At 72.4% G+C, this 24,989-nt stretch carries 21 protein-coding genes; 9 read left to right on the top strand and 12 right to left on the bottom strand.

Annotation, left to right across the window (positions count from 1 at the left end):
- Both ABZ070_RS20850 and ABZ070_RS20845 read left to right on the top strand, forming a co-directional pair.
- Window positions 1-2,228: LamG domain-containing protein (locus ABZ070_RS20850; RefSeq protein WP_356635927.1), on the top strand; the 2,228-nt coding region annotated here is incomplete at its 5' end.
- A gap of 159 nt (window positions 2,229-2,387) precedes the next feature.
- The gene (locus ABZ070_RS20845) at window positions 2,388-3,224 is read left to right on the top strand and encodes a MurR/RpiR family transcriptional regulator (RefSeq protein WP_356635925.1); all 837 of its coding nucleotides are present in this window, start codon (window positions 2,388-2,390) and stop codon (window positions 3,222-3,224) included.
- 264 nt (window positions 3,225-3,488) lie between these two features.
- On the opposite strand, the gene ABZ070_RS20840 is transcribed toward ABZ070_RS20845, so the two are convergent.
- From ABZ070_RS20840 to ABZ070_RS20810, 7 genes are all read right to left on the bottom strand, one after another.
- Window positions 3,489-3,860: a hypothetical protein gene (locus tag ABZ070_RS20840; RefSeq protein ID WP_356635923.1), complete on the bottom strand. Its 372-nt coding sequence runs from the start codon at window positions 3,858-3,860 to the stop codon at window positions 3,489-3,491.
- A gap of 133 nt (window positions 3,861-3,993) precedes the next feature.
- A complete protein-coding gene (locus tag ABZ070_RS20835) occupies window positions 3,994-4,380 on the bottom strand; it encodes a roadblock/LC7 domain-containing protein (protein WP_356635921.1) in 387 nt (128 codons plus the stop codon).
- A gap of 79 nt (window positions 4,381-4,459) precedes the next feature.
- A complete protein-coding gene (locus ABZ070_RS20830) occupies window positions 4,460-5,257 on the bottom strand; it encodes a transcriptional regulator (protein WP_356635919.1) in 798 nt (265 codons plus the stop codon).
- A complete protein-coding gene (locus tag ABZ070_RS20825) occupies window positions 5,254-5,652 on the bottom strand; it encodes a hypothetical protein (protein WP_356635917.1) in 399 nt (132 codons plus the stop codon). Before ABZ070_RS20825 ends, ABZ070_RS20830 begins: the two co-directional genes overlap by 4 nt.
- 230 nt (window positions 5,653-5,882) lie before the next feature.
- The gene (locus tag ABZ070_RS20820) at window positions 5,883-7,262 is read right to left on the bottom strand and encodes an APC family permease (RefSeq protein ID WP_356635915.1); all 1,380 of its coding nucleotides are present in this window, start codon (window positions 7,260-7,262) and stop codon (window positions 5,883-5,885) included.
- A 105-nt stretch (window positions 7,263-7,367) separates the two neighbouring features.
- Complete coding sequence (locus ABZ070_RS20815) at window positions 7,368-7,832, bottom strand: SRPBCC family protein (RefSeq protein WP_356635913.1); 465 nt, start codon at window positions 7,830-7,832, stop codon at window positions 7,368-7,370.
- A 135-nt stretch (window positions 7,833-7,967) separates the two neighbouring features.
- Window positions 7,968-9,317: a diaminopimelate decarboxylase gene (locus ABZ070_RS20810; RefSeq protein ID WP_356635911.1), complete on the bottom strand. Its 1,350-nt coding sequence runs from the start codon at window positions 9,315-9,317 to the stop codon at window positions 7,968-7,970.
- Between the two features lie 106 nt (window positions 9,318-9,423).
- Here ABZ070_RS20810 and hutU point away from each other — a divergent pair, with 106 nt between their 5' ends.
- The 4 genes from hutU to hutI all read left to right on the top strand — a co-directional run bounded on the left by hutU (window position 9,424) and on the right by hutI (window position 15,078).
- Complete coding sequence (gene hutU / locus ABZ070_RS20805; RefSeq protein ID WP_356635909.1) at window positions 9,424-11,124, top strand: urocanate hydratase; 1,701 nt, start codon at window positions 9,424-9,426, stop codon at window positions 11,122-11,124.
- Between the two features lie 170 nt (window positions 11,125-11,294).
- Window positions 11,295-12,485 (top strand): allantoate amidohydrolase, encoded by a 1,191-nt coding sequence (locus tag ABZ070_RS20800; protein WP_356635907.1) that lies wholly within the window; start codon window positions 11,295-11,297, stop codon window positions 12,483-12,485.
- Window positions 12,476-13,813: a formimidoylglutamate deiminase gene (locus ABZ070_RS20795; RefSeq protein ID WP_356635905.1), complete on the top strand. Its 1,338-nt coding sequence runs from the start codon at window positions 12,476-12,478 to the stop codon at window positions 13,811-13,813. Before ABZ070_RS20800 ends, ABZ070_RS20795 begins: the two co-directional genes overlap by 10 nt.
- A gap of 56 nt (window positions 13,814-13,869) precedes the next feature.
- Window positions 13,870-15,078 carry an imidazolonepropionase gene (hutI, locus tag ABZ070_RS20790; protein WP_356635935.1) on the top strand — a complete coding sequence of 403 codons (1,209 nt, stop codon included), beginning with the start codon at window positions 13,870-13,872 and terminating at the stop codon, window positions 15,076-15,078.
- 6 nt (window positions 15,079-15,084) lie between these two features.
- Here hutI and ABZ070_RS20785 read toward each other — a convergent pair whose 3' ends face one another.
- A complete protein-coding gene (locus ABZ070_RS20785) occupies window positions 15,085-15,975 on the bottom strand; it encodes an NAD(P)H-binding protein (protein WP_356635903.1) in 891 nt (296 codons plus the stop codon).
- Window positions 15,976-16,320: 345 nt separating this feature from the next.
- Here ABZ070_RS20785 and ABZ070_RS20780 point away from each other — a divergent pair, with 345 nt between their 5' ends.
- The 3 genes from ABZ070_RS20780 (at window position 16,321) to ABZ070_RS20770 (ending at window position 19,624) form a co-directional block, all read left to right on the top strand.
- The gene (locus tag ABZ070_RS20780) at window positions 16,321-17,367 is read left to right on the top strand and encodes a GNAT family N-acetyltransferase (RefSeq protein WP_356635933.1); all 1,047 of its coding nucleotides are present in this window, start codon (window positions 16,321-16,323) and stop codon (window positions 17,365-17,367) included.
- 159 nt (window positions 17,368-17,526) lie between these two features.
- On the top strand, window positions 17,527-18,819 hold the full coding sequence (locus tag ABZ070_RS20775; RefSeq protein ID WP_356635931.1) for a glycosyltransferase family 2 protein: 1,293 nt from the start codon (window positions 17,527-17,529) through the stop codon (window positions 18,817-18,819).
- A gap of 1 nt (window position 18,820) precedes the next feature.
- Window positions 18,821-19,624, top strand: coding sequence for a polysaccharide deacetylase family protein (locus tag ABZ070_RS20770; protein ID WP_356635901.1), 804 nt, complete (start codon window positions 18,821-18,823; stop codon window positions 19,622-19,624).
- Window positions 19,625-19,707: 83 nt separating this feature from the next.
- Here ABZ070_RS20770 and ABZ070_RS20765 read toward each other — a convergent pair whose 3' ends face one another.
- The 4 genes from ABZ070_RS20765 to ABZ070_RS20750 all read right to left on the bottom strand — a co-directional run bounded on the left by ABZ070_RS20765 (window position 19,708) and on the right by ABZ070_RS20750 (window position 24,835).
- On the bottom strand, window positions 19,708-20,772 hold the full coding sequence (locus ABZ070_RS20765) for a glycosyl hydrolase (protein ID WP_356635899.1): 1,065 nt from the start codon (window positions 20,770-20,772) through the stop codon (window positions 19,708-19,710).
- Window positions 20,769-21,197 (bottom strand): hypothetical protein, encoded by a 429-nt coding sequence (locus ABZ070_RS20760; protein WP_356635897.1) that lies wholly within the window; start codon window positions 21,195-21,197, stop codon window positions 20,769-20,771. Before ABZ070_RS20760 ends, ABZ070_RS20765 begins: the two co-directional genes overlap by 4 nt.
- Window positions 21,194-23,056 (bottom strand): glycosyltransferase, encoded by a 1,863-nt coding sequence (locus tag ABZ070_RS20755; RefSeq protein WP_356635895.1) that lies wholly within the window; start codon window positions 23,054-23,056, stop codon window positions 21,194-21,196. Before ABZ070_RS20755 ends, ABZ070_RS20760 begins: the two co-directional genes overlap by 4 nt.
- Window positions 23,057-23,122: 66 nt before the next feature.
- A complete protein-coding gene (locus ABZ070_RS20750; protein WP_356635929.1) occupies window positions 23,123-24,835 on the bottom strand; it encodes a hypothetical protein in 1,713 nt (570 codons plus the stop codon).
- Window positions 24,836-24,989: the final 154 nt, after the last annotated feature.

The following is a 24,989-nucleotide window of genomic DNA, read 5'->3' as shown; positions in this document are numbered from 1 at the left end:
GCAAGTTCTCGAGGCTGACGCTGCAGTTGCGTGCGAACGACGAGTCGGACACGTCTGCCTGGAAGCGGTTCCGCAACGACGCCGTCCTGGCGGTGAAGTACGTGGCGGTTCCCGCGCTCCCCAAGGAGGTCGGTCTCGTCGCGGGCTCCGGCCTGGTCTGCTCCACCGACGCCAACGACCCGGCCGTCGTCTCCGACCCCACACCGCTGGTGACAGGGCGCCCACAGACCGCGTCCGGCGGCGAGTCGGGCGCGAACCTGCGCATCCGATGGCGCACGGACCGGTGGAACGGCACCTCCTGGGTGACGGCACACACCGACGTAGACAGCCCGACCTCCGGCTACGTCGGCAACCTGGTCAAGCAGTCGAAGAGTCTGCCGACCCTCACCGAAGGCACCAAGTACCGGCTCAAGGCACTGACGCTGTCGCACTACGAGGACGGGTCGAACCGGCTGAACACCGGATACACCACACCGTGCTACTTCACGGTCGACACGACCGCGCCGAAGGCACCGACGATCACCGTCGGGTCTCCCTACACCGAGTGCACCACCAATGCGTGCGCCGCGGGCGGCGGTCCGGGCGTCAAGAGCACCTTCGCCTTCGGCCCGGCATCCGGCGACAACAACGTGGCCTACCAGTACCGCCTCACCCAGACCGCGGCCTGGAGCAACGCGACCAAGGTGACCGGCGGCTGGCAGGGCGTCATCACCCCGGACCGCTCCGGCACCTTCCGCGTCTACGCCCGTGCCCAGGACGAGGTCGGCCGCTGGGGCGCCCAGCAGGTCGTCGACTTCCTGGTCGCCGCGGGTGAGGGCCCGGTGGGCCGCTGGCACTTCGACGAGGCCACGGGAACTGCGGTGGACTCCGCCACCGCCGGCGGATCGGCCCGCCACGACGCGTCCCTCGGCGGCACCGCCACCCGGGACGACCGGGGCCGCCGGGGCGTGATCACCCACGACGCCGCCGGTGTGCCGCTGGCGACGCCCGTCATCGACAGGGGCCTGTCCCTCGACGGCAGCGGCGCGTACGCGGCGACCAGCGGCCCGGTCCTGGAGACCCGGTCCGCCTACACGGTGTCCGCGTGGGCACGGCTGAACACCAAGGCGCAGGACGCGATCGTCCTGTCCCAGGACGGCGCCAACTACAGCTCCTTCCTGCTGTGGTACGAGACGTCGTACGACTCCTGGGTGTTCGGCGTGAAGGAGAAGGACGAGGACACCGGGACCGCGTACTTCGGTGTCCGGGCGAAGGACATCGCCCCCGTGAACGCGTGGACACATCTGGCGGGTACCTACGATCCGGCCACCCGGGAACTGCAGCTCTACGTCAACGGCCGGCTCCAGGGCACCAGCACCGTGCCCGGATCCTGGTCCTCCTCCGGCTCCTTCAACATGGGCCGGTATCTGTGGGCGGGCAAACGCTACTGGGCCTTCAACGGATCGATCGACGAGGTGGCGGCCTGGCAGCGCAAGCTGTCCGCCGCGGAGATCGCCGACGAGGCGCGGCTGCTGACGTCGGACGGTTTCGCCGGCGCCGAGCTGGTGGCCGACTGGTCCGCGTCCCGGGCGTCGGGGGCCACCATCACCGACACGACGTCCGGCTACGGCAGGAACCTCACCCTGTCCGGCGGGGCGGCCGTCGAGGGCGACGAGATCGTCCTGGACGGCGTCGACGACGCGGTGACCGTCACGGGCCCGGTGATCGACGACACGGGTTCCTTCACGGTGACCACGCAGGTGGCGCTGAGCAGCGCCCAGCTGTTGGCCAAGGACGTGGGACACAAGGGCCAGATCGTCGGGCAGCGGACAGCGGACGGTTCGGCCTGGGGCCTGTGGTTCGAGCTGTCCGGAAAGGACACCGTCGTCGACCCGGAGACTCTCGAGGAGAAGACGGTGCCGGTCGGCAAATGGCACTTCGGCCGGCTGGGCGCCGACGGCACGTTCTCGTCCGTGGTGTCCGAAGAGGTCGCCGAGCTGGACAGCATCGTGCGGCTGACCGGAATTCACGACGCCCAGGACGGGACGATCTCGCTGCGACTGGGCCATGTGCTCAACGGAGAGCCGGAGACGTTCGTGGCCAAGATGGGCGCCGGGGACTTCGCACTGGGCAGGGCCTTCACCTCCGGGGCCTGGCAGCACCACCTGCCGGGCCGGATCGCGGAGGTCCGGCTCTGGGCCGGCGCGATGGCCGGTGATCAGCAGATCGCCGAGCAGATCGGGGACTGACCGGCTCCACCGCGCCCCGGCGGACGGCACGCCTCCCACGGGCGGGCCGTCCGCCGGGGCGTTTTCGGCAGGACGTGCGGGGCTTGCCTTGCCCGGCCTGCATATCGTCATGCAGAGTTCTTGATGACTGAATAGGCCGGCCGGAGGATGGGGGATGGCATGAGCGACAGCCCTGCCGGACGACTGCAGCAGCTGTTCGAGGGACACCGGCTCACCCCCACCCAGCGCCGGATCGCGCACTGCATGGTGCGTCGCGCGGCCGACGTGCCGTTCCTGTCCAGTGTGGAGGTGGCGGAACTCGCCGGGGTGAGCCAGCCGTCCGTCACCCGTTTCGCGGTCGCCCTCGGCTTCGACGGCTACCCGGCGCTGCGCAGGCATCTGCGCGAGGTCGTGCCGCCGGAGACGGCCACCGGCGGCGACGCCTTCAACGAGTACCAGCAGGCCGTCCAGGCCGAGATCGAGAATCTGCGCGGGCTCGCGGAGATGCTCGCCGAGCCGGCGCTCGTCGAGCGCGCCGGGCGGCTGCTGGCCGCCTCCCGGCCGCTGCCGGTGCTGGGGCTGCGGGCAGCGGCCTCGCAGGCGCGGGGGTTCGCGTACTTCGCGGCCAAGGTGCACCCGGACGTACGGCTGCTCGACGAGGGCGGCTCGATGCTCCCGGACCGTATCGACGCCGCCGGTCGGGCCGGTGCGAGTGCGCTGCTGTGCTTCGCCCTGCCACGGCACCCCAAGGAGGTCGTCGAAGCACTCGAGTACGCGCGCTCCGTCGGCCTCACGGTGGTCACGGTCGCGGACTCGGCGTTCGCGCCGGTCGCCGCGCACAGCGATCTGCTGATCCCCGCGGCCGTCGGCACCGGCCTGGCCTTCGACACGGCCTGCGCGCCGATGCTGCTCGGGCGGGTCCTGCTGGAAGCGATGTGCGACGGACTGCCGGACGCCCAGGCCCGGCTGGAGGACTTCGACGTCCGAGCGGCCGAACGCGGGCTCTTCGCCGAGTGACGACTCCGCCCGGAGGCGCGGCGGTCCTTCTCAGGCGCCCTTCGGATCCAGGTACTGTCCTCGCGCACGGCATGGATCGGCCGGGCGGATCGCTCGGAGGGGCGGCGTGGCTGGGCCGCCGCGAGCGGGCCGAGGAGGCGCTGTTGTGGATGCGTACCGACGGGCCGGCCGCCGGTACGGTGGGCAGGCCGGTCACGGAGTTTCGTACCACCGGGATCGCGGCCGGCGACGCCGCGCCCGGAGGGGCGCGGCGCCGACAGAGGCTCAGATCTCCAGTTCGGCCTCGATCTTCTTCAGCTGGTGGCGGGCCATCGCCAGGTTCGCCCGCTCCTTGTCGAGTGCCAGGTACAGGAACAGTCCGTTGGTGCCTCGGCCCTTCATGAGCCGGATCAGGTGGTACTGGGAGCCAAGAGTGATCAGGATGTCCTCGATCTCGTCCTTGAGGCCGAGGTGCTCCATCGTGCGGACCTTGGCGCGGACCACGTCGGTGTTGCCCGCGGCGGCCACGTTCAGATCGAGGTCCTTGCCGCCGCCGATGGTGCCCAGCGCCATACCGCTGGTGTAGTCGACGAGCGCGGCGCCGATGGCGCCCTCGATGGCGGTGGCTTCCTTGAGCGTGGTCTCTGTGTTGGCCATGGCAGGAGTACTTTCCTTCCGTCCGGTGGTTGTTCTTGCGGTGGTGCGCCCGGTCCGGGTGCTTCCTCCGGTCCGTGCGCGTGGCGGTGCGGGTGGTGGTTCCGTGGGGTCGGCGGGGGTGGCGTTCATCGGATCAGGCGTCCTGGGGCCGTTCGAGGGCGGCGTCGACCAGCGCCCCGACCCGGGCGCCGGCACGACGGGCCTCGAGGTGGAGCCGGCCCACGTTGGTACGGGGCTCGGCCAGCACGGTCAGCACGGCGGAGGAGCCGGCCGCGTAGGTGGCGACGTAGCCCGACTCGCCCCGGACGAGCAACTCCTTGAAGCCGCCCTGCCCGGTGGTCTCCGTCAGCCGCTGCGCGACCGAGAGCGCGGCGGCGGTGAGCGCGGCGACGCTCTCCGCCTCCGCGGTGTCCGTCGCCAGCACCAGGCCGTCGATGCTCGCCGCGAGCACGCCCCTCAGCTGCGGCAAACGGGCGCGCAGGCGTCTGATTTCACCGAGCACCTCGGTCTCGGCCGTCATGAGCTGTCTCCTCTCGGCGCGCAGCCTCAGGGCGCGCCTCATGACGGCGTGCGCCGGGCCCGGTGGGTCGTGCGGTGTGTCACAGGCTTGCCTCCAGTGCGTCGCGGAGCCGGCGTAGCAGGGCGATGTCCGGGTCGGAGGGAAAGTCGGCGACCCAGGCGGGCAGCGGGGCGGGTTCGGTCGCGGCCGGCCCGGACGGTGTCACGACGAGCCCGGCGGCGGCCATCCGCCGTACTTCGAGCAGGATGTTGAAGGCCGGCCGGCCCATGGCCCTGGCGATCACCGAAGGGGTGCGGACACCGTCGGCGAGTGCCAGCAGCGCCCGCTGCCGGGGGGTGGCCGTCGCGCCGTATCCGGCCGGGAGGCGCTGCAGGGGCGCGGTGTCGACCTCCGGGTGGGGCCAGACGGAGTCCAGCAGCCCACGCCGCCTGCGGGCCTCGCGGGCCACGGCCGCGGCAGGCACGGGACGCACGGAGCCGATCCAGTGGGCGACGCCGTAGCGGAACCGGGTCGGCCCGCTGCCGGGCGCCAGCGTGAAGAACGCGGCGTCGTGGAGGGCGCCGAGGTGGCAGATCTCCAGCTCCCCGTCGGCGACCTGCCCGCTGTCGACGAGGAAGCGCGCCACCTCCCGGCGCGCGCCGGCCCTGGCGACCGCCTCGTCCCAGCCCGTGCGCGGGAGGCGGCCGCTCGCCGTCAGGAGGACGTCGAGGCCGGGTGCGGCGGGACTCTCGGCGTGCACGACCTGGCCGTCGGCGAGGTAGAGGGCGCCGTTGTCACGGACGAGGACGCCGGTGGCCCGTTCCGCCGCGAGCCTGCCGAGCATCGGCGAGAGGGCCGTCATCGCGTCCGTCGCCGAGCCCGTTGCTGTTGCGGTCATCCGAGGACCAGCCGCTCTGCGAGGTCCGCGAGGCGCAGCCGGGCGAGCGCCAGATTGCCGGTCTCCCGGTCGAGCCAGAGATGCAGGAACACACTGCTGTCGAACGTGGTCTCCACGAACCGCACCACGTGGTACCCGGTGCGGGTGGTGACGATGAGATCCTCGACGGGTAACCCCTTGAGGCCCTCCGGGTGGGTCTCCTCGGGAGCGAACGACGGGTACTCGGCGGCCATCCGGGCCAGTTCGGCCGTCTCCGCCGCCGTCGCCTCGTGGTCTCCGCCGGGGGTCTCCCCGACGGCGCCCAGGGCGAGCCCGCTCGTCCAGTCCACGAGGGAGGCCCCACGGGCCCCTGGCACCACCATGGCCTGCAGCAGGCACTCGTCGATTCCGGGCACGCGGACTCCCCTCCCCGCCTCGGTGTGCCGCGCACGAACGCGGCAGTGACGGAGAGGTTACGCATCGTGGTGTCGGTCGGGGCGAGTTCTGGCATTTTCCAACGGAACATGCGCGCCGCCCCTTAAGATCCGCTCCGCGAAGAGAGTCCCTAGGGTCTTTCGTTTGGATCAGGCCGGGTCAGTGCGCGGTGCCAGGGCCCGTGAGCCCGGCATGATCCAAACGAGAGGCCCTACGCCTCGCCGCGGCCGATCTCGTCCTCGTGACGCAGCTTCAGCACCACCTTGTTCACGGCCCACAGCGCGATGCCGATGGCCAGCAGCACGCCGGCCCGGATGTAGACGTCCGCCGCACGGTCGGCCAACGGGCTGGCCAGGATGATCGACGTGATCGCGCCGAGGACCGGCAGGATCGTCGGCGTACGGAAGTGCGCGTGCTCGACACGGTCCTTGCGGAGCACCAGCACGGCCACGTTGACCACCGCGAAGACGCAGAGCAGCAGGAACGCGGTGGTGTCTCCGAGCCCCTCGATCTCGCCCGTCGACACCAGTCCGATGGCCAGCAGGGTCACGAACACGATCCCGTTGACGGGAGTGCGGCGCTTGGGGAGGACCTTGCCCATGCCGCGCGGCAGGACCTTCTCGTTGGCCAGCCCGTAGCAGAGCCGGGACGCCATCATGATGTTGATCAGCGCGGAGTTGGTGACCGCGAACAGGGCGATCAGCGCGAAGAGCCTGGGCGGGAAGTCGACGCCGCCGGCCTTGACCACCTCCAGCAGCGGGCCGCTGGACTTCTCCAGCGTCCGGTAGTCGACGAGCAGGGACGAGATCAGCGCGACGAGCACATAGATGGTGCCGGTGAGGGTGACACCGATGAAGATCGCGCGGGGGAAGGTGCGGATCGGATCGCGGGTCTCCTCCACCATGTTGACCGAGTCCTCGAAGCCGACGAAGGCGAAGAACCCGAGGGCGGTCGCCCCGAGGACGCTGGTGATCAACGCGTATCCGGTGCCGGACGCCTGGAACTCGCCCAGCCGGGACGGCTCTCCGCCGCCGGTGACGACGGCCCAGGCGCCGATCGACAGGATCACCACGAGGCCGGTGAGCTCGACGGCGGTCAGCACGACGTTGGTCTTCACGGATTCGGACACACCGCGCAGTGCCAGCGCGGCGAGGGCGACGATGAAGACGATCGCGATGAGGGTGGGCGGAACCGCGTCGGTGAACTCCTGGAAGTAGTCCCCGCTGAAGGCTCGGGCGGCGGCACTGGCGGACGAGAGGCCGGAGCACATCACCATGAAGGCGACGATGAAGGTCAGGAAGGGGATCTTGAACGCCTTCTGCGTGTAGAGCGCGGCACCGGCGGCCTTCGGATACTTCCCTACCAGTTCGACGTACGACGCTGCCGTCAGGAGGGCGACCACGAAGCCGATCGCGAACGGCAGCCACAGGGCACCGCCGACCTTGCCCGCCACCTTGCCCGTGGTGGCGTAGATGCCGGTGCCCAGGATGTCGCCGATCACGAAGAGGATCAGCAGCTTCGGCCCGATGGCCCGTTTCAGGGCCGGCTGCCGGTCCGGTGAGTCCGTGGACGTCGGTGCGGATGTGGCCATGAGACACCTCTCCCGTAGTCAGATGGGAAGGTTTCTGCCCTGCGCGCCCTCTGTGATGCTTGCGTGCGCCCAGGTGGGCGGATCCGGTGGAGAGCCGCTGCCGGGTCAGCCGCCGCGCCGCTCCACCGCGGCGGCCACGTCGTCGAGGTCCCTCGCTATCGCCTTGCGCACGGCTTTGGCGCCGAGCGGACCGAGGACCTTGGCGAGCAGGCCCATGAAGCCGCCGGGCGGCTCGGCACCGAACGTCAGCCGGACGGTCGTCGCCTCCGGACCGGCGGGGACGACGGTGAATTCGGAGACGTAGTGGGTGCCGTGCGAATCGGCCTCCACCACATAACGCTCGGGCGGCTCGCACACCGTCACGTACATCTCCTCCGTGGCCTCCTTGCCCAGCATCCGCCGGGTCTCGCGCCACCGGGTGCCGACGCCGAAGCCGCCTTCGGTCAGGACCTCGACCTTCTCCACGCCGCTGAGTGTGCGCTGCCAGCCCCAGATGTCGGTCAGGGCGTCCCATACGGGACCGGGCGGCGCGAGGATCAGACGCTCGACGACAACGCTGCTGGTGGCCATGGCTCCATGGAACCACTGGGGTCGGACAATCGCCCCTGCTGTCCCTTCGCCCGCCGAGGCGTTCCCTCGCGCTCTTCAGCCGGCCGAGGCGTTCCCTCGCACTCCTCGGCCGGCCGAGGCGTTCCCTTGCGCTCTTCAGTCGGCCAAGGCGTTGCTGCGCTCCTCACCGAGCAGCGCGTCCCGTTGCGCCCCGCCCGACTCCGCGACGATCTCCCTCACGCTCTGGGCCTCCCGCACGGTGGTGAACCGCACCCCGCCGTCCTGTCCGGAGGTGAAGCCGTGCACGGCGGGTCTGGGCAGGCTGTTGTAGCCGTAGTGGCTGGAGAAGTAGTACGCGCCCGTGTCCAGCGCAGCGATCACGTCGCCCGCCTCCAGCAGCGGCAGCCGCCGCCTCTCCGCCAGCAGGTCACCGGCGAAGCAGGCCGGCCCGGCGACGTCCTGCTCGACGCCCGGGCCGGCCTTGGGCAGTCCCTTGGCGTCGTACGCGGCGATCCGCAGCGGCCAGGACACGGGGTCGTAGACAGTGCGGGTGGCGACCTGGACGCCCGCGTGGGTGACCGCGATCGGACGGGAACCGGCGGACTTGGCGTACTCGACCCGGGCGAGGACCGTGCCGTGCTTGGCGAGCAGCGAGCGGCCGAACTCGGTGACCAGACCGTACCGGCCGTCGAGCAGCCCGGGGACGCGTTCCTTCAGCAGTCCGGCGTAGTCGGCGAAGGCCGGGGTGTGTTCGTCGGAGGAGAAGTTGACCGGGAGACCGCCGCCGATGTCGATCGTGTCGATCTGCTGCCGGCCGGCCGCCGCGTTGATCTCCTCGGCGAGTTCGTACAGCGCGTGGATGCCCTGCGCCATGCGCGCCAGCGCCATTCCCTGGGAGCCGGAGTGGGCGTGCAGCCGTGTCATCCAGGGGCGCTCGAGGTAGGCCTCGACGACCCGCTCCCGGGCACCCGCGTCGTTCAGCGCCACGCCGAACTTGGACGTGGAGGTGGCCGTCGACAGTGCCCCGATCGAGCCGCCGCCGACCTGCGGGTTGACCCGCAGTCCGAGCGGTGGGACGGGCTGTCCGGCGCCGTCGGCGACGAGGGTGTCGACGCGGCCGAGTTCCTGCCAGTTGTCGGCGTTGACGGCGATGCCCAGGTCGAGGGCTTCGCGTAGCTCGGCGACGGTCTTGGCGGGGGAGTCGAGCACGATCCGGTCCGGCGGCAGGCCCGCGGCCCGGGCCAGTGCGAGCTCGCCCGGGCTCGCGACCTCCGCGCCCATGCCCTCCGCGTGGAGCAGCGCGAGGACGGGCACCAGCGGGGCGGCCTTCACGGCGAAGGCGTGCAGCACCGGCGCGTCGGTGACGGCGGCGAACGCGGCCCGCAGGGCTGCCACTGACGAGCGGATACCCGCCACGTCGAGAAAAGCGGCCACGGGCTGCTGCTCGGTGAGAAGTCCCTGTTCCACGGCCGCTCGTACGGCCACATCCCGGCGGTCGACAGTCATGCCGCCAGCCAATCACCCGGCGGGTCGCGCCGCAGCGGTTGACTACATCTATTCAGGCAGCGACTATGTGAATAGAAACCCCACATCGTTGCGAGGAGGCATCGCCATGTCAGTCCCGCCCGTCTCCCACCGCCACCCCCAACCGAGGCACTCTTCCCGCCCCGTACGGGCACCGCGCGGTACGGAACTGAGCGCCCTGGGATGGCAGCAGGAAGCCGCCCTCCGCATGCTGCAGAACAACCTCGACCCCGAGGTCGCCGAGCACCCCGACAAGCTCGTCGTCTACGGCGGCACCGGCAAGGCCGCCCGCGACTGGCGCTCCTTCGACGCGATGGTGCGCACGCTGCAGACCCTGAAGCAGGACGAGACGATGCTCGTCCAGTCCGGCCGCCCCGTCGGCGTCATGCAGACCCATGAATGGGCGCCGCGTGTCCTCATCGCCAACTCCAATCTGGTCGGCGACTGGGCGAACTGGGAGGAGTTCCGGCGGCTGGAGCAGCTGGGTCTGACGATGTACGGCCAGATGACCGCCGGCTCCTGGATCTACATCGGCACGCAGGGCATCCTGCAGGGCACGTACGAGACGTTCGCCGCCGTCGCCGCGAAGAAGTTCAACGGCACCCTCGCCGGGACGATCACGCTCACCGCCGGGCTCGGCGGCATGGGCGGTGCCCAGCCGCTCGCCGTCACCATGAACGACGGCGTCGCCATCTGCATCGACTGCGACCCGCGCGCCATCGAGCGACGCATCGAGCACCGCTACCTGGACGTCAGGGCCGACTCCCTGGAGCACGCGCTCCAGCTCGCCGTCGAGGCCCGCGACGCCCGCCGCCCCCTCTCCATCGGCCTGCTCGGCAACGCCGCCGACCTGCTGCCCCGGATGCTCGCGGAGGGCGCGCCGATCGACATCGTGACCGACCAGACCTCGGCCCACGACCCGCTCGCCTACCTGCCGACGGGCGTCGACTTCGACGACATGGCCTCGTACGCGGCCAAGGACCCGGCCGGATTCACCACCCGCGCCCGCGAGTCGATGGCACGCCACGTCGAGGCGATGGTCGGCTTCATGGACGCCGGCGCCGAAGTCTTCGACTACGGCAACTCGATCCGCGGCGAGGCTCAACTGGCCGGGTACGACAGGGCGTTCGCCTTCCCCGGCTTCGTCCCGGCGTACATCAGGCCGCTGTTCTGCGAGGGCAAGGGACCGTTCCGCTGGGCGGCGCTCTCGGGCGAGGCGTCGGACATCGCCAAGACGGACAAGGCGATCCTTGATCTCTTCCCGGAGAACGAGTCCCTCCACCGCTGGATCAAGATGGCCGGCGAACGCGTCCACTTCCAGGGCCTTCCCGCCCGCATCTGCTGGCTCGGTTACGGCGAGCGCGACCGCGCGGGAGAACGCTTCAACGACATGGTGGCGAGCGGCGAGCTGGCCGCGCCCCTCGCGATCGGCCGCGACCACCTGGACTGCGGCTCCGTAGCCTCCCCGTACCGCGAGACCGAGGCCATGCTCGACGGCTCCGACGCCATTGCGGACTGGCCGCTGCTGAACGCGATGGTGAACGTCGCCTCGGGCGCGTCCTGGGTCTCCCTCCACCACGGCGGCGGCGTCGGCATGGGCCGCTCGATCCACGCCGGCCAGGTGTCCGTGGCGGACGGCACCAAGCTCGCGGGCGAGAAGATCCGCCGGGTCCTGACGAACGACCCGGGCATGGGCGTGATCCGCCACGTGGACGCGGGCTACGACATCGCGGAGTCCGTTGCCGACGCCAAGGGCGTGCGCGTCCCCATGCGGGAGGGCGACGCGTGATGAGTGCGGGCCATCGTCCCTCTCCCCGAGCTACGCCCGGGAGGGACCCCTGGCAGGACGGGTCGGCGCACCGGGACCACCGGGGTGCAGCCTCCCCGGAAGCAGGACTCGCGGCGGGGGCGGGCCCGGGTCGGGGGCCGTCGCCCGCGACCGGGACGTCGTTCCGCGACATGTGGCGCGACCTGCTCCCCATCGGCCGGCACGAGGGCACCGGCGGGTACCGGCGGTACGCGTGGACCGCGGCGGACCGGGACTGCCGCGCCTGGTTCGAGGCGCAGGCCGCACAGCGTGGGCTCACCTTCGAGATCGACCGCAACGGCAACCAGTGGGCCTGGCTCGGCGACCCCCTCGCGGGTGACGCCGTCGTCACCGGATCGCACCTCGACTCCGTACCCGACGGCGGCGCCTTCGACGGCCCTCTCGGTGTCGTCTCCTCCTTCGCCGCGCTCGACGAACTCCGCCGCAGGGGTGTGGAGTTCACCCGGCCCCTCGCCATCACCAACTTCGGTGACGAGGAGGGCGCACGGTTCGGGCTCGCCTGCGTCGGCTCCCGGCTCGCCGCCGGGCAGCTGACGCGGGAGAAGGCGTACGAACTCCGCGACGCGGACGGCGTCACCCTCCCGCAGGCCATGGAGGCGGCCGGATTCGACCCCGCCGCCATCGGCCCGGACCCCGAACGCCTCGCCCGCATCGGCGCGTTCGTCGAACTGCACGTCGAGCAGGGGCGTGCGCTCGACCTGACGGGCGACGCCGTGGGCATCGCGTCCGCCATCTGGCCGCACGGCCGCTGGCGGTTCGACTTCGCCGGGGAGGCCAACCACGCCGGCACCACCCGGCTCGTCGACCGGCGCGACCCGATGCTGACGTACGCGCAGACCGTCCTCGCCGCCCGCCGCGAGGCGGAACTCGCGGGAGCGGTGGCCACCTTCGGGAAGATCTCCGTCGAGCCGAACGGCGTCAACGCGATCCCGTCCCTCGTCCGCGGCTGGCTGGACTCCCGTGCCCCGGACCAGGCGGCCCTCGACACCGTCGTCTCCGCGGTCGAACAGGCCGCGCGGGAGCGCGCGGAACGCGACGGCGTGGACCTCACGGTCGTGCGGGAGTCGTTCACGCCCGTGATCGAGTTCGAGCACGCCCTGCGCGACGAGCTCAACAAGATCCTCGGCGGTGCGGTACCCGTCCTCGGCACGGGAGCCGGACACGACGCGGGAATCCTGTCCGGCTCGATCCCGACCGCCATGCTGTTCGTACGCAACCCCACGGGTGTCTCGCACTCCCCGGCCGAATCCGCGGCCGAGGACGACTGCGTGGCCGGAGTGATCGCACTCGCCGACGTACTGGAGGGTCTGGCGTGCAGGTGACGACGTACTGGCTGGAACACGCGTGGCTCGGCACCCACGTCGAGCCGGGCGTGGCGCTCGACGTGGCCGACGGGCGGATCGCCGCCGTACGGGAGGGGGCCGAAGCCCCGCCGCCGGGCGCGGAGATCCTGCGCGGCCTGACACTCCCCGGCCTCGCGAACGCACACTCGCACGCCTTCCACCGCGCGCTGCGCGGCACGGTGCAGGTCGGCTCGGGGACGTTCTGGACGTGGCGCGAGGTGATGTACCAGGTCGCCTCGCAGCTGACACCGGATGCGTACTTCGCGCTGGCACGCGCCGTCTACGCCGAGATGGCGCTGGCCGGGATCACGGCCGTGGGCGAGTTCCACTACGTGCACCACGCGCCCGGAGGCGTCCCGTACGCCGACCCGAACGCGATGGGCGAGGCGCTGATCGCCGCGGCGGACGAGGCCGGCATCCGGATCACACTGCTCGACACCGCCTATCTGGCCGCGGGTTTCGGCGAGCGGCCCAACTACCACCAGCTGCGCTTCAGCGACGGCACCGCAGATGCGTGGGCCGAGCGGGCCGACGGGCTGAAGGACGGCGAGCACGTACGGATCGGGGCCGCGATCCACTCCGTACGGGCCGTGCCCGCGGACCAGCTGTCGACGGTCGCGTCCTGGGCGTCCGCACGCAACGCGCCGCTGCACGTCCACCTCTCCGAGCAGACCGCGGAGAACGACGCGTGTCTTGCCGCGCACGGCTGCACACCCACGCGGCTGCTCGCCGACCACGGTGTGCTCGGCGCGCGCACCACCGGCGTCCACAACACGCACCTCACCGGGGAGGACGTCGCGCTGCTCGGCGGCACGACGACGGGCACCTGCATGTGTCCGACGACCGAGCGCGACCTCGCCGACGGCATCGGCCCCGCGCCCGCCCTCCAGGCGGCGGGTTCGCCGCTGTCCCTCGGCAGCGACAGCCACGCCGTGATCGACCTGTTCGAGGAGGCACGCGCCATGGAGCTGAACGAGCGTCTGCGCTCCCGCACCCGTGGCCACTGGACTGCGGGCGCGCTGCTCCGCGCCGCGACGGCCGACGGCCACGCCGCGCTCGGCTGGCCCGAGGCCGGCAGCCTCGCGCCCGGCGCGCTCGCGGACTTCACGACCATCTCCCTGGACAGCGTCAGGACAGCCGGGCCACCGCCGCGTCTGGGAGCCGAGACGGCGGTATTCGCAGCGTCGCCGGCGGATGTGTGCCATACGGTCGTGGCCGGCCGCCACGTCGTCCGGGACGGGGTGCACGCAGCCGTCCCGGACGTTCCCCGAGCCCTGACGGACGCGATCGCCGCACTGCACGGCTGAAGGAGACACCCCGCATCATGAACAGCGGCCCCGAGACGACGAACAACCCCCCGGCGATGCCCGCCCCCGCGACGACGAACAGCGCCGTCGCCGCGACGGCCACTGTGATCACCAACATCGCCAGCCTGGTCACCAACGACCCCTCCCTCGGTGACGGATCCCCCCTCGGACTGATCCAGGACGCGGCCGTCGTCGTCGACGGCGACCGCATCGCCTGGATCGGTGAGAAGAGCAAAGCACCCGCCACTGACAACCGGGTCGACGCCGGCGGCCGGGCCGTCATCCCCGGATTCGTGGACTCGCACTCGCACCTCGTCTTCGCCGGCGACCGCACCGCCGAGTTCAACGCCCGTATGTCCGGCCAGGCGTACGCCGCCGGCGGCATCCGCACCACCGTCGCCGCGACCCGTGCCGCGTCCGACGCGGAACTCGACGCCAACGTCGCCCGCTACCTCGCGGAGGCGCTGCGCCAGGGCACCACCGTCATGGAGACCAAGTCCGGCTACGGGCTGACCGTCGAGGACGAGGCGCGGGCCCTGAGGATCGCCGCCGCGCACACCGACGAGGTCACCTACCTGGGGGCGCACATCGTGTCCCCCGACTACGCCGACGACCCGGCCGCCTACGTCGCCCTCGTGACCGGCGAGATGCTCGACGCCTGCGCCCCCTACGCCCGTTGGGTGGACGTGTTCTGCGAGAAGGGCGCGTTCGACGGCGAGCAGGCCCGGGCGATCCTCACGGCCGGCCGGGCCAAGGGCCTCACGCCCCGCGTGCACGCCAACCAGCTGACCTACGGTCCCGGCGTGCAGCTCGCCGTCGAGCTGGACGCCGCGTCCGCCGACCACTGCACCCACCTCACCGACCAGGACGTCGACGCGCTCGCGAACGGCAACACGGTCGCGACGCTGCTCCCGGGCGCGGAGTTCTCCACCCGCGCCGAGTGGCCCGACGCCCGCCGGCTCATCGACGCCGGCGCGACGGTCGCGCTGTCAACGGACTGCAACCCCGGTTCGTCGTTCACCTCGTCGATGCCGTTCTGCATCGCGCTCGCGGTGCGGGACATGGGGATGACCCCGAACGAGGCGCTCTGGTCGGCCACGGCCGGCGGCGCGGCGGCCCTGCGCCGCGCGGACGTCGGCCGCCTTCGCCCCGGCGCCCGCGCGGACCTGGTGCTGCTCGACGCTCCGAGCCATGTGCACCTGGCCTACCGGCCCGGCGTCCCCCTGGTGAGCGAGGTCTGGAAGGCGGGCCGGAGGCTGCCGTAGGGCCGTTCAGTCGGCCCGGGGCGCCCCGTTCAGCAGGTGCCGCCAGCCGCTCGGATGCTCGGCCAGGTAGTCGCGAAGGCCCTGCGCCGGGTGGCCCGTCAGGCGGGGCACGGCGTCGGAGACGGCTGCCATCTCGCCGACGGCGATCGCCTCGTACGAGGTGACCCAGCCCCGCACCTCCCATTCCTCCGCGCCGTATCCGGCCCGGGAGGCGTACGCCTGCTCCCGGGACTCCAGCTGGTAGCGGATGTCGCGGCCGGTGACCTCGCCGAGGATCCGCGCCGCCTCCGCGAGGGAGAACGCGGTCGGCCCCGTCAGGTCGTAGACCACCCTGTCGTGCGCACGGGTGTCGTCCAGCAGCACCGCCGCCGCCGCGTCCGCGATGTCGTCGTGGGAGACGGCGGCGACCCGGCCCTGGCCGCCCGGACCGCGCAGCACCCCGTCCTTCCCGGTCATCGCGGGGAGGGCGGCCAGATAGAAGTTGTCCCGCAGGAAGGTGTGGCGCACTCCGCAGGAGCGGATGTACTGCTCGGTGTGCCAGTGGTCGCGGGCGAAGGTGAACGTCGCGTCGGGAGCGGCGCCGACGAACGACACGTACACGATCCGTTCGACGCCCGCCGCGATCGCGGCGTCCACCGCCGTGCAGTGTTCCTTCACCCGGCCCGGCGACTCGTGAGCGGAGACCAGGAACAGCGTGCCCGCCCCGTCGATCGCCCGCCGCATCGCCTCGCTGTCGCCGTACGTCGCGGGCCGCGAGGGCTGCGCGCCCGGCAGTTCGGGCAGCCGGGTGGGATCGCGGCCGACGAGCCGGGTCGCGACGTCCGCACCGGAGAGCCGGCGCGCCACCCGGCCGCCGACACGGCCGCTCGCTCCGGTGACTGCGATGAGTGGGGGCATGGCGGTGTCCTTTTCTGTGGTCCGTCCGGTGTCCTCTCCAGTGTCGTGGGCACCCGCCGGGCGGGCGGAGCGCGACATGCGACAGCGGGCGGATGCGAACCGTCGGACGGATCGGGGCCCGGACCGCGCCCGGGTGGGCGCACGACGCGGGGCAGGGGAGGCGTGGGGCCGGCGCGGGGGTGGCGCGGGGGCGGCGAAACCGTACGCCTCAGAAGAAGCGTGACGCTCCCTACCCTGTCGTGATTTCGGCCGGTACCGTCCTCTCCGGGGAAGTTGAAGGCTCAAGGGGGAGACCGGGGGGTCGAGTTGAGCGATGTGCGTATCACCGTCGTGACGCCGTTGGAAATGGGCGCGAGTCAGGCGGAGGCGTGGCGGGAGCTGCGCGCGAAGTCGGGCGCGCCCGCGAATCCGTTCATGGAGCCGGAGTTCACCCTCGCCGTCGGGCGGGTGCGGGCAGCGGCCCGGGTGGCCGTGCTGTGGGAGGACGGGCAGCCTGCCGGGTTCTTCCCGTACGAGCAGGGACCGTTGGGTCGTGGCAGGGCGATCGGACTGGGGGTGTCCGACTGCCAGGGCGCGGTACTGCGGCCCGGCCTGCACGTCGATCCGCGTGAGCTGCTGCGCGCCTGCTCGCTGGCCACGTGGGAGTTCGACAACCTCGAGGCCGGCCAGCAGCTGTTCGAGCGGGACGCGGAGGGGTTCGGCTCGCCCGTCATCGACGTCGGCGCGGGCTACGCCGCATACGAGGAGCTGCTGCGTGCGCAGTCGCCGAAGTTCCTTCGGAGCACGCTCGCCAAGGAGCGCAGGCTCGGGCGGCAGGTGGGCGACACACGGTTCGTCTTCGACGAGCGGGACCCGGCGGCGCTGCGTACCCTCATCGCCTGGAAGTCGGCCCAGTACCGCAGGACAGGCCGTCGTGACCGCTTCGCACAGCGGTGGATCAGTGCCCTGGTGCGTCGTCTGCACGAGTCGCGCGCCGACGGCTGCAGCGGTGTGCTGTCGGTGCTGTACGCGGGGCGCCGGCCGGTCGCCGCGCACTTCGGGTTGCGCTCGCGGACCGTGCTGTCGTGCTGGTTCCCGGCGTACGAGCCGGAGTTCGCCAAGTACTCGCCGGGGCTGGTCCTGCACCTGCGGATGGCGGAGGCGGCGGCCCGCGAAGGCATCGGGATGCTGGACCTCGGGCGCGGCGACGCCGAGTACAAGGACGCGCTGAAGACGGGCGAGCTGCGTGTGTACGAGGGCGCGACCCTGCGGCCGGGGGCGCGGGCCGCGCTGTACGTGCTCGGTCGCGAGCCGGTGCGCCGCGCGCAGGGGTTCGTACGGGACCGCCCGCAGCTGGCGGCACGGGCGAGACGGACGCTGATCCGGGCGGGCCGGCTGCGGGGCGGAAGCTGACCGGGGCCCGGCCGAGGACCGCAGCCGCAGCCGTGGCCACATCTGCACCCGCATCCGCAGGCGCTGCCGCGCACACCGTATGTACGCACTCAGGGGGACACCATGCTGAGCAGCTCGCAGAGACCCGCCCCGTCCAAGCGGCCTCGGCCGCCCGCGCCGATGAGCGTGGTCCAACTGGACCTGGACGGCCCCGACGGGCCGGTCCTCGCCTTCGGCCCGGCCCCGGCCGGGCAGGGCACGGACGAGGCGGCCGCCGGGCCCGGCGGGGCAGCCGGCGAGGTCTTCGCGCTGGTGCGGCTGCGCGGGCGGCCCGTGGCCACGGTCGTGTGCCGCATCCCGCCCGGCCGCAACCGCGCCGACGCCGTCGCCGCAGCCGCCCGCGCCGAGCTCGCCGGCCAGGAACCGCCCCCCGGGCCGCCGCCCGGTGATCTGCCGCGCACCAGCGTCGTCGTCGCCACCCGCGACGGCGCCGACCGGCTCGCCCGCGTGCTCGACTCTCTGCTCGCCCAGGACCATCCGGACTTTGAGGTCGTCGTCGTCGACAACGCGCCCGTCACGACCGCCACCCGTGACCTGGTCGAGCACAAGTACAGCGGCCTCGAGACCGTACGCGTCCGGTACGTCGTCGAGCCTGTGCCCGGCCTCGCCGTCGCCCACAACCGCGGGATCGCCGTCGCCGACGGCATGGTCCTGGCCTTCACCGACGACGACGTCGTCGCGGACCCGCGCTGGCTCTCCGTCCTGACCGCCCCGTTCGCCGACGACCCGCGCCTCGGCTGTGCGACCGGGCTGATCCTGCCCGCCCGGCTGGACACGCCCGCGCAGATCCTGCTGGAGAGCCACGGGGGTTTCGCCAAGGGCTTCGCTCCGCGTACGTACGATCTGCGGTTCCCGCCCGCCGACCAGCCTCTGTTCCCGTTCACGGCGGGCAGTTTCGGCTCGGGCGCCAACATGGCGTTCCGTGCCTCCGCGCTGCGCCGCCTCGGGGGGTTCGACCCGGCCACCGGCACCGGCACGCCCGCCAGGGGCGGCGACGACCTGTACGCGTTCGCCGCCGTTCTCGCCGCCGGCCACCGGCTGCGCTACACACCGGAGGCGTTGGTGTGGCACCACCACAGGGAGACCTGGCAGGACCTGGCCGACCAGGCGTACGGATACGGCGCGGGCCTGACCGCCTATCTGACGGCGCTGACGGTCCGCCGTCCCGGTCTGTTGCCCGCGCTGCTGCGCAGACTGCCGGCCGGCCTCGCCCACGCCCGGGCGATCACCGCCCGCCGCGAGAGCGGCACCGGCCGGGTGCCCGGCACTCACGGGGGGCAGGAGCATCCATGGCCGCGCCACCTGTCCCGCCTGGAGCGCAGGGGAATGCTGGCAGGGCCCCTCGGGTACGCGCGGGCGCGGCTGCGGCTGCGCGGCACGCCTCTGCCTGACGTCGACGCCGGGAGGCGCTGACATGCCGGAGGCGATCCCCGTACTGCTCTACCACGCCGTCATGGACGATCCGCCCGCGTGGATCGCCGAATTCACCGTCACCCCGAAGCAGTTCGGGGACCAGTTGGACGTCGTCGTCGCGAGCGGCCGTACCCCGATCATCGTCGGCACACTCGTGGACGCCCTGACGGGCCGCGGCGGCCCGCTGCCGCCGCGGCCCGTGGTCCTCACCTTCGACGACGGCTTCGCCGATCTGCCGGGCCCCACCGCGGAGGCGCTCGCGGGCAGGCGGCTGCCCGCCACGGCGTACCTCACCACCGGGGCCGTCACCCCCGGCCGGAGCAGCCTCCTGCCTCCCGCGCCGATGATGACCCTCTCGCGCGCGCCCCTGCTGGAGCAGTACGGCCTGGAGGTCGGCGCCCACACCGTCACCCACCCCCAGCTCGACACCCTGCCGCCGCAGGCTCTACGCCGCGAACTGCGTGAGGCCAAGGCGGAGTTGGAGGACGTGCTCGGCCATGCCGTCGCGCACCTCGCCTATCCGCACGGGTACAACAGCCGTGCCGTGCGCAGGGCGGCGCAGGCCGCGGGTTACACGTCGGCGGTCGCCGTGCGGCATGCCCTCAGCTCGGAGAGGGACGAGGCATACCGCATCGCCCGCCTCATCGTGCGCCGCGGCCACACCGTGGCGGATGTCGAGGCGTGGATGGCAGGCCGGGGCGGTGTGCGGGTCGCGCCGTTCCCCGACGCGCTGCCCACGGTCGGCTGGCGGATGTACCGGCGTGCCCGCGCCGTGGCGAAGGGCGGCCCCCGGTTCGCCGGCTGAGACGGCCGGGAGCCGCCCGAGTGCCCGTGCGTGTCCTTGTGTGACGTTGTGCGCCCGTGCGCCCGCGCCGTCGGGGAAACGCCTCAGCCGGCGCCCGGCACGGTCTGGTGGAAGTACGGGTCCGACACGGCATCACGCAAGCTCTGCCACGAGGATTCCCTCGCCAGCGACAGGTCGCAGCCGGGTCCGGGGTCGCGGTGGTTCCACTGCAGCGCCGCCCGCACCCCGTCCAGTTCCTTGACGACGCCGGGCACCTCGGCGTACCACTCGGCCTGCGCGTCGGGGCGTGCCGGGTCGTCCGCCGTGCCGAACTCGGAGAGCATCAGGGGCTTGTCGCGGGAGATGTGCTGCCTGATCCACTCGTGCGACGCCGACTGGGTCTGCTCGAAGCTCTTCCAAGCCGTCCTGTGGCAGCGGAAGTAGTTGTACTGGTTGTAGCCGATCCAGTCGACGTAGGCGTCGCCCGGATACAGCCGCGGGAACAATTCGCCGTGCCCGGTGTAGCCGGTGATGATCCAGGTCCAGACGACGTTCTCCACGCCCAGCTCGCGGAACCGGTCGTGGATGTGGCGGTAGGCGGCGACGTACTCGTCGGGCGTGCCGTTGGCGGGGGTGCGGGTGTCCATCTCCAGGTCGAAGGAGAGGAAGACCTTCTTTCCGTACGCCTTGATGCGCCGCGCCTGCACGTCGACGACGCTCCGGTCGAGCTGCCCGTCGGCGATCTGCCGCCAGCTGGGCTGCTGCTCCGGCCGGCCGTTCCACCACTTGCTCTCCCACGACAGCAGCAGCAGCCGGTCCCTGCCGACCCGCTGCTCCTGTTCGGTCAGCAGCTGACCTTCCAGTCCGTCGGTGGACATGTCGTGGTACGCGTACACGATGTCGAGCCGGCGGCCGAGCCGTTCCTCGTAGGCGAGGACCCTGTCCTCCAGGTCGGTCTTGTCGTGCCGCACGTACGCACCGAACCATGCGCCGCAGCGGGGGACCAGCAGCTCGGTGGCCCGGCACCGTGGACTGTCCGGTGCCGGAGCGGTGCCGTCCTTCGGGCCCGCGAACGTGAGGGCGAGCGCCCCGCAGAGCAGCACCGCCGACAGGGCGGCGATCCACGGCCGGCGTTGCGGCCCTTGCGCACCGCCGGCGGGGCGGGTCATGTGGTGGCGTCCTTCGCCGGCGGGGAGGAGGCGCGTGCCGCCGGCGCCCGGCCCGTGAGCTGCGGGCAGCAGGCGGCGAGCGTGGTCGCCGCGGCGAGCAGGACGAGCAGCCGCAGGCCGCTGAAGGCGCCGGCGGCGAGCAGCGCGGCGGCGCCGACGATCGCCGCGCTCACGCTCAGGAACAGCGTCAGGACGAGTTGTTCCAGCCGGTCGGAGTCCCGGCCGAAGTCGTCGTGCGCGGGGGCGCCGAACCGGTGCAGCGCCGGTGCGCAGACGCGGACGACGGCCGCGCCGGGCCCCGCCAGGAGGAACGCGACGACGGGCAGAGTACGCAGAGGTGAGGCGGCGGGCAGCGCGGTGGCGGCGACGGCGCACCAGCCGACGAGCGGCGGCAGCAGCCGGAGGGCGAGCGACCGAGGTCTCATGGGGTCCTCCCTGTCGTGCGCTTGAGTTCGTAGACGACGCCCGCGCTGTTGCCGCCGACCCGTTCGAACAGGGGCGAGGCGGCGACGGACCGTTCGATGTGCCGCAGCTCCGCCGCGCCGAGCATGCCGTTCATCTCCGAGTTGGCGATCTGTCCCCGGGTCAGCAGGAAGTACGCCTTGCCGGGCGGGGCCACACCCGCCATGTCCCGGGCGAGCACGGGGGCGGGGTCGTCGATGATCTCCTCGACGTGGCTCTTGGCGTCCTCGAGGAACCAGTAGTGGCCCACCTGCCAGTACGAGGCGTACGCCAGCGGGTAGTTGCGGTGCGCGGCGACGACGAGCGAGCCGGACGGCGCGCCGTCGATGACCTGGCGCACGAGGGCGACCTCCTCGGGAGGGAAGTAGCTGAGCCGGTCCTTGCCCGCGTAGGCGGGCACGAAGGCGGCGGTCAGCGCGAGCAGCACGGCCCCCGGCAGCAGGCCGTGCCGCAGCCGACCCGCAGCGGGCGCGTCGGACCCTCCCGCCACCTCTTCCTCTTGCGAGCCCTCCGCCCGGTCCGCCGCGCCCGCCGGGAGCAGCACCGCGCCCGCCGGGAGCAGCACCGCGGCCGCGAAGAAGCAGGCGCCTGGCAGCATGAACAGGAGCACCCGGAAGATCATTTCGCTTCCGTAATCGTTGGCGACGAGCATCAGCAGCGGGACCGCCGTGAGGAGAAGCAGCGGCCGGGCGCGGTTCCGCAGCGGCTTGCGGCGCATCACGCCGAGCGCCATCAGCAGCAGAACCGCCCCCGACAGCAGGCGGGCCACCCACGAGACGACCACCGGCCCGGTGCCGGTCGGTGTCGATCCGTAGCCCGTCTCGAGGTTGCCCCGTACGTCGCCGAACGACCGGACCATGTCGGGCACCGCCTCGCGCAGGAACGGCAGCGAGACGGTCAGGTTCCAGGCCAGGAAGATCAGCACCAGTGTGATCAGCGGCGCCGGGTCGCGGTGGCGGCGGGTCAGGCACAGCGCTGCCAGCCCGGCCCCGAGCATCACCGGCGTGAGCTGGTGGGACATGACGATCGCCGCGATCAGGGGGACGAGCAGGACCGCTCCCAGCACCCGCCCCCGCCCCCCGGTCCGCGTACCACCCTCGGGGCCTTCGGCGCCGCGTGCGCCCCGGCGCAGCACGACCGCGATCACGCCCAGATCCAGCGCGAACGCGAGCGATTGCGGCGAGAAGTAGTCCTGGCCCACCCAGTTGGCGACACAGAACAGCCATACCGCCGTCCACACCAGCCTGTTGTCCCTGGTGAAGGTGCGGTAGACGAGCAGCAGCGGGGCGAGCAGCAGCAGGCTCGACAGAAACGGCCACCAGGCCATGTACGCCGCCGCGCTCTCCACGCCCGTCAGCCGCACGAGAGCCGCCTGAGCGGCGAAGAACCCCGGCCACTGGTCGTACACGGCCATGTCGCCGAGCCGCTCGGCGGTCGTCTCCAGCCGGCCGGCGGTCAGCAGATGGTCCACGACCGCGTCGTGTTTCCATGCCCACGCGTACAGGCCGGTGGGGTAGACCAGCGCCTGGGTGGCGCGCTCCATCAGAAGCAGCACCACCGTGTACGCGAGCGGCCGTGCGTTCCCGCACCGCGGGCCCCGTACGCAGTACCAGAAGCCGGCCGACAGCAGGGCGAGAGCGGCCCAGAAAGCGATCGGCAGTGCCCCGACGAGACCGAAGTCGCCCAGCTCGGCCGGATCGGTGCGGACCACCGCGTACACCCACAGGCCGAGCGCCCCGGCGAGCGGCGCCGCCGCACCCCAGGGCACGCGTCGGCGCACCCCCGCGGGCCGGGAGAGGGGCGGGTCGGACGGCTCGGCCACGGGTCTTCCGTCCGAGGTGACGGGCAAGCGCACGCTTTTCCCCCAGGTCGTCGGGTTGTCAGGTCGTCACTCGGTGCGCCGGCGTCGGCGGCGCCGCAGCAGGGCGAGCGCCGACACCGCGCAGAGCAGGGACAGTTGCAGCGGAAGCAGAACGGCGTCGAGCTGCTCCGAGAAGTGGCGGGCACCGGCCATGAGCAGCACCAGGACGGCCCACTGTGCGCCGAGCGGCAGCCGTGCGAGCCGTAGGAGGAACAGCACGGCGACGAGACACAGCAGTTGTCCCGCGGCGGTCGGCAGACCGCTCCAGGGCGCGGCGTGCAGCGCGGCGAAGGTGGCGAGCAGCCCGCCGCCGAGCAGCCCGGGCTGCGGTGTCGGCAGTGCGGCCGCCGTGATCTGTACGACGACGAGCAGCGAGATCCCGGCCAGGCTCAGCGGCGGCAGCGCCCCCGCCCATGCGACGTGGAAGCCGGCAGGTTCGTGCGCCGGTGGCGTCCAGAACAGTCCTGCTCCGAGCCCGAACAGCAGCCACAGCACGGTGACCGCCCGGTCCTCGCGGACGCGCTGTCCCTGACCGCGCACCCGCCCGGTGGTGAGGACGGCACGCAGCCCCGGAACGCACACCAGCGCCATCACGGTCATCGACAGCAGCACCGCCCAGCCCGCCCCGGCGATCCCGGCCGGGCCCACCAGCAGCGCCGCGCTGCCCAGGACCGTGACGCACATCGCGCCCTGCAGCGCGGCGAGCGGGCCCGTACGGCCCTGGACCCGCAGCACCCCGATGTAGAGCTCCACGGCCACCCGCGGCAGGGCCGCGGCGGCCAGCAGCCGCAGCACGGTGGTGCCGTGCGCCGCGTAGTCCTCGCCGAAGGGGGCCAGGATCTGCGGTGCGAACACGACGAGGAACAGCACGACGGGCACCAGCAGCAGCGCCATCCGGCGCAGCGCGCCGCGCACGCCGGCGGCCAGGGTCTCGGGGCTGTGCGAGGCGTGCGCGGTCAGCGAGGAGGCCATGTTGATGGCCATGAACTCCATCGTCCCGCCGACGGTGTACGCGATGTAGAAGTAGCCGTTGTACGCGGCGTCGAAGCTGACGGCGACCATCACCGGCAACAGGTTGATCATCGCCAGGGAGAACAGCGCGCCCACCGAGTCGCCCGCCAGGAAGCGTCCGACGTCCCGCAGGCCGGGCGGCTCCCGGTCATGGTCGGCGGCGGCCTGCCGGGGGATCAGCCGTCGGAAGACCAGCCAGCCGAGGGGCAGTACGGACAGGGCGATGGCGGCGGCCCAGGAGACGAAGATGCCCAGGACGGGCAGGGTCCCCGCGAACACCACGAGCAGCAGCAGCTTGCCGACGGAGAACACGGCGTTGCCGACGGGTACCCAGACGGCCCTGCGCAGCCCGGTCAGTACCCCGTCCTGCAGGGTCAGCAACGCCCACCCGACGCAGGAGGCGGTGAAGACCAGCCCGGCGGCCAGCCCGCCGAGCGGCGCGTACGAGGAGCCCCACAGGTCGAGCGTGAACAGGAACGCCACACAGGCCAGGGACACGACGAGCGAGCTGAACAGGTACGCCCGCCACACCAGCGGCCCGGTTCCCCGCCCGCCCCGGGGCACGTACCGGACGACCGCGCCGATCATGGTGGTGGCGGTGAGCGAGGACAGCAGCCGCATCGCGGCGATGGCGGCGGAGCCCTGCCCGACGGCCTCCTGGGAGTAGTACCGCGCGGCCACCAGCCAGAACCCGAGCCCGAGCGCCGCGGACACCCCGGTCGACAGCATGAGCGCGTAGGCGTTCCTGAACAGCGAGTCGCCCCCGCCGGCGGCGTCGGGGGGCCGTTCCGGAGCCACCTCGAGGACCGGGCCGGCCACGACGCTCCGGCGGGCCGCCGCCCGCGTGACGTCCCCTGCGCTTCTTCTTCTCCGCGGCCATGCC

The organism is Streptomyces sp. NPDC006283, assembly GCF_040613325.1.
GTDB lineage: Bacteria > Actinomycetota > Actinomycetes > Streptomycetales > Streptomycetaceae > Streptomyces.
This window is presented reverse-complemented; position numbering and strand designations above follow the sequence as displayed.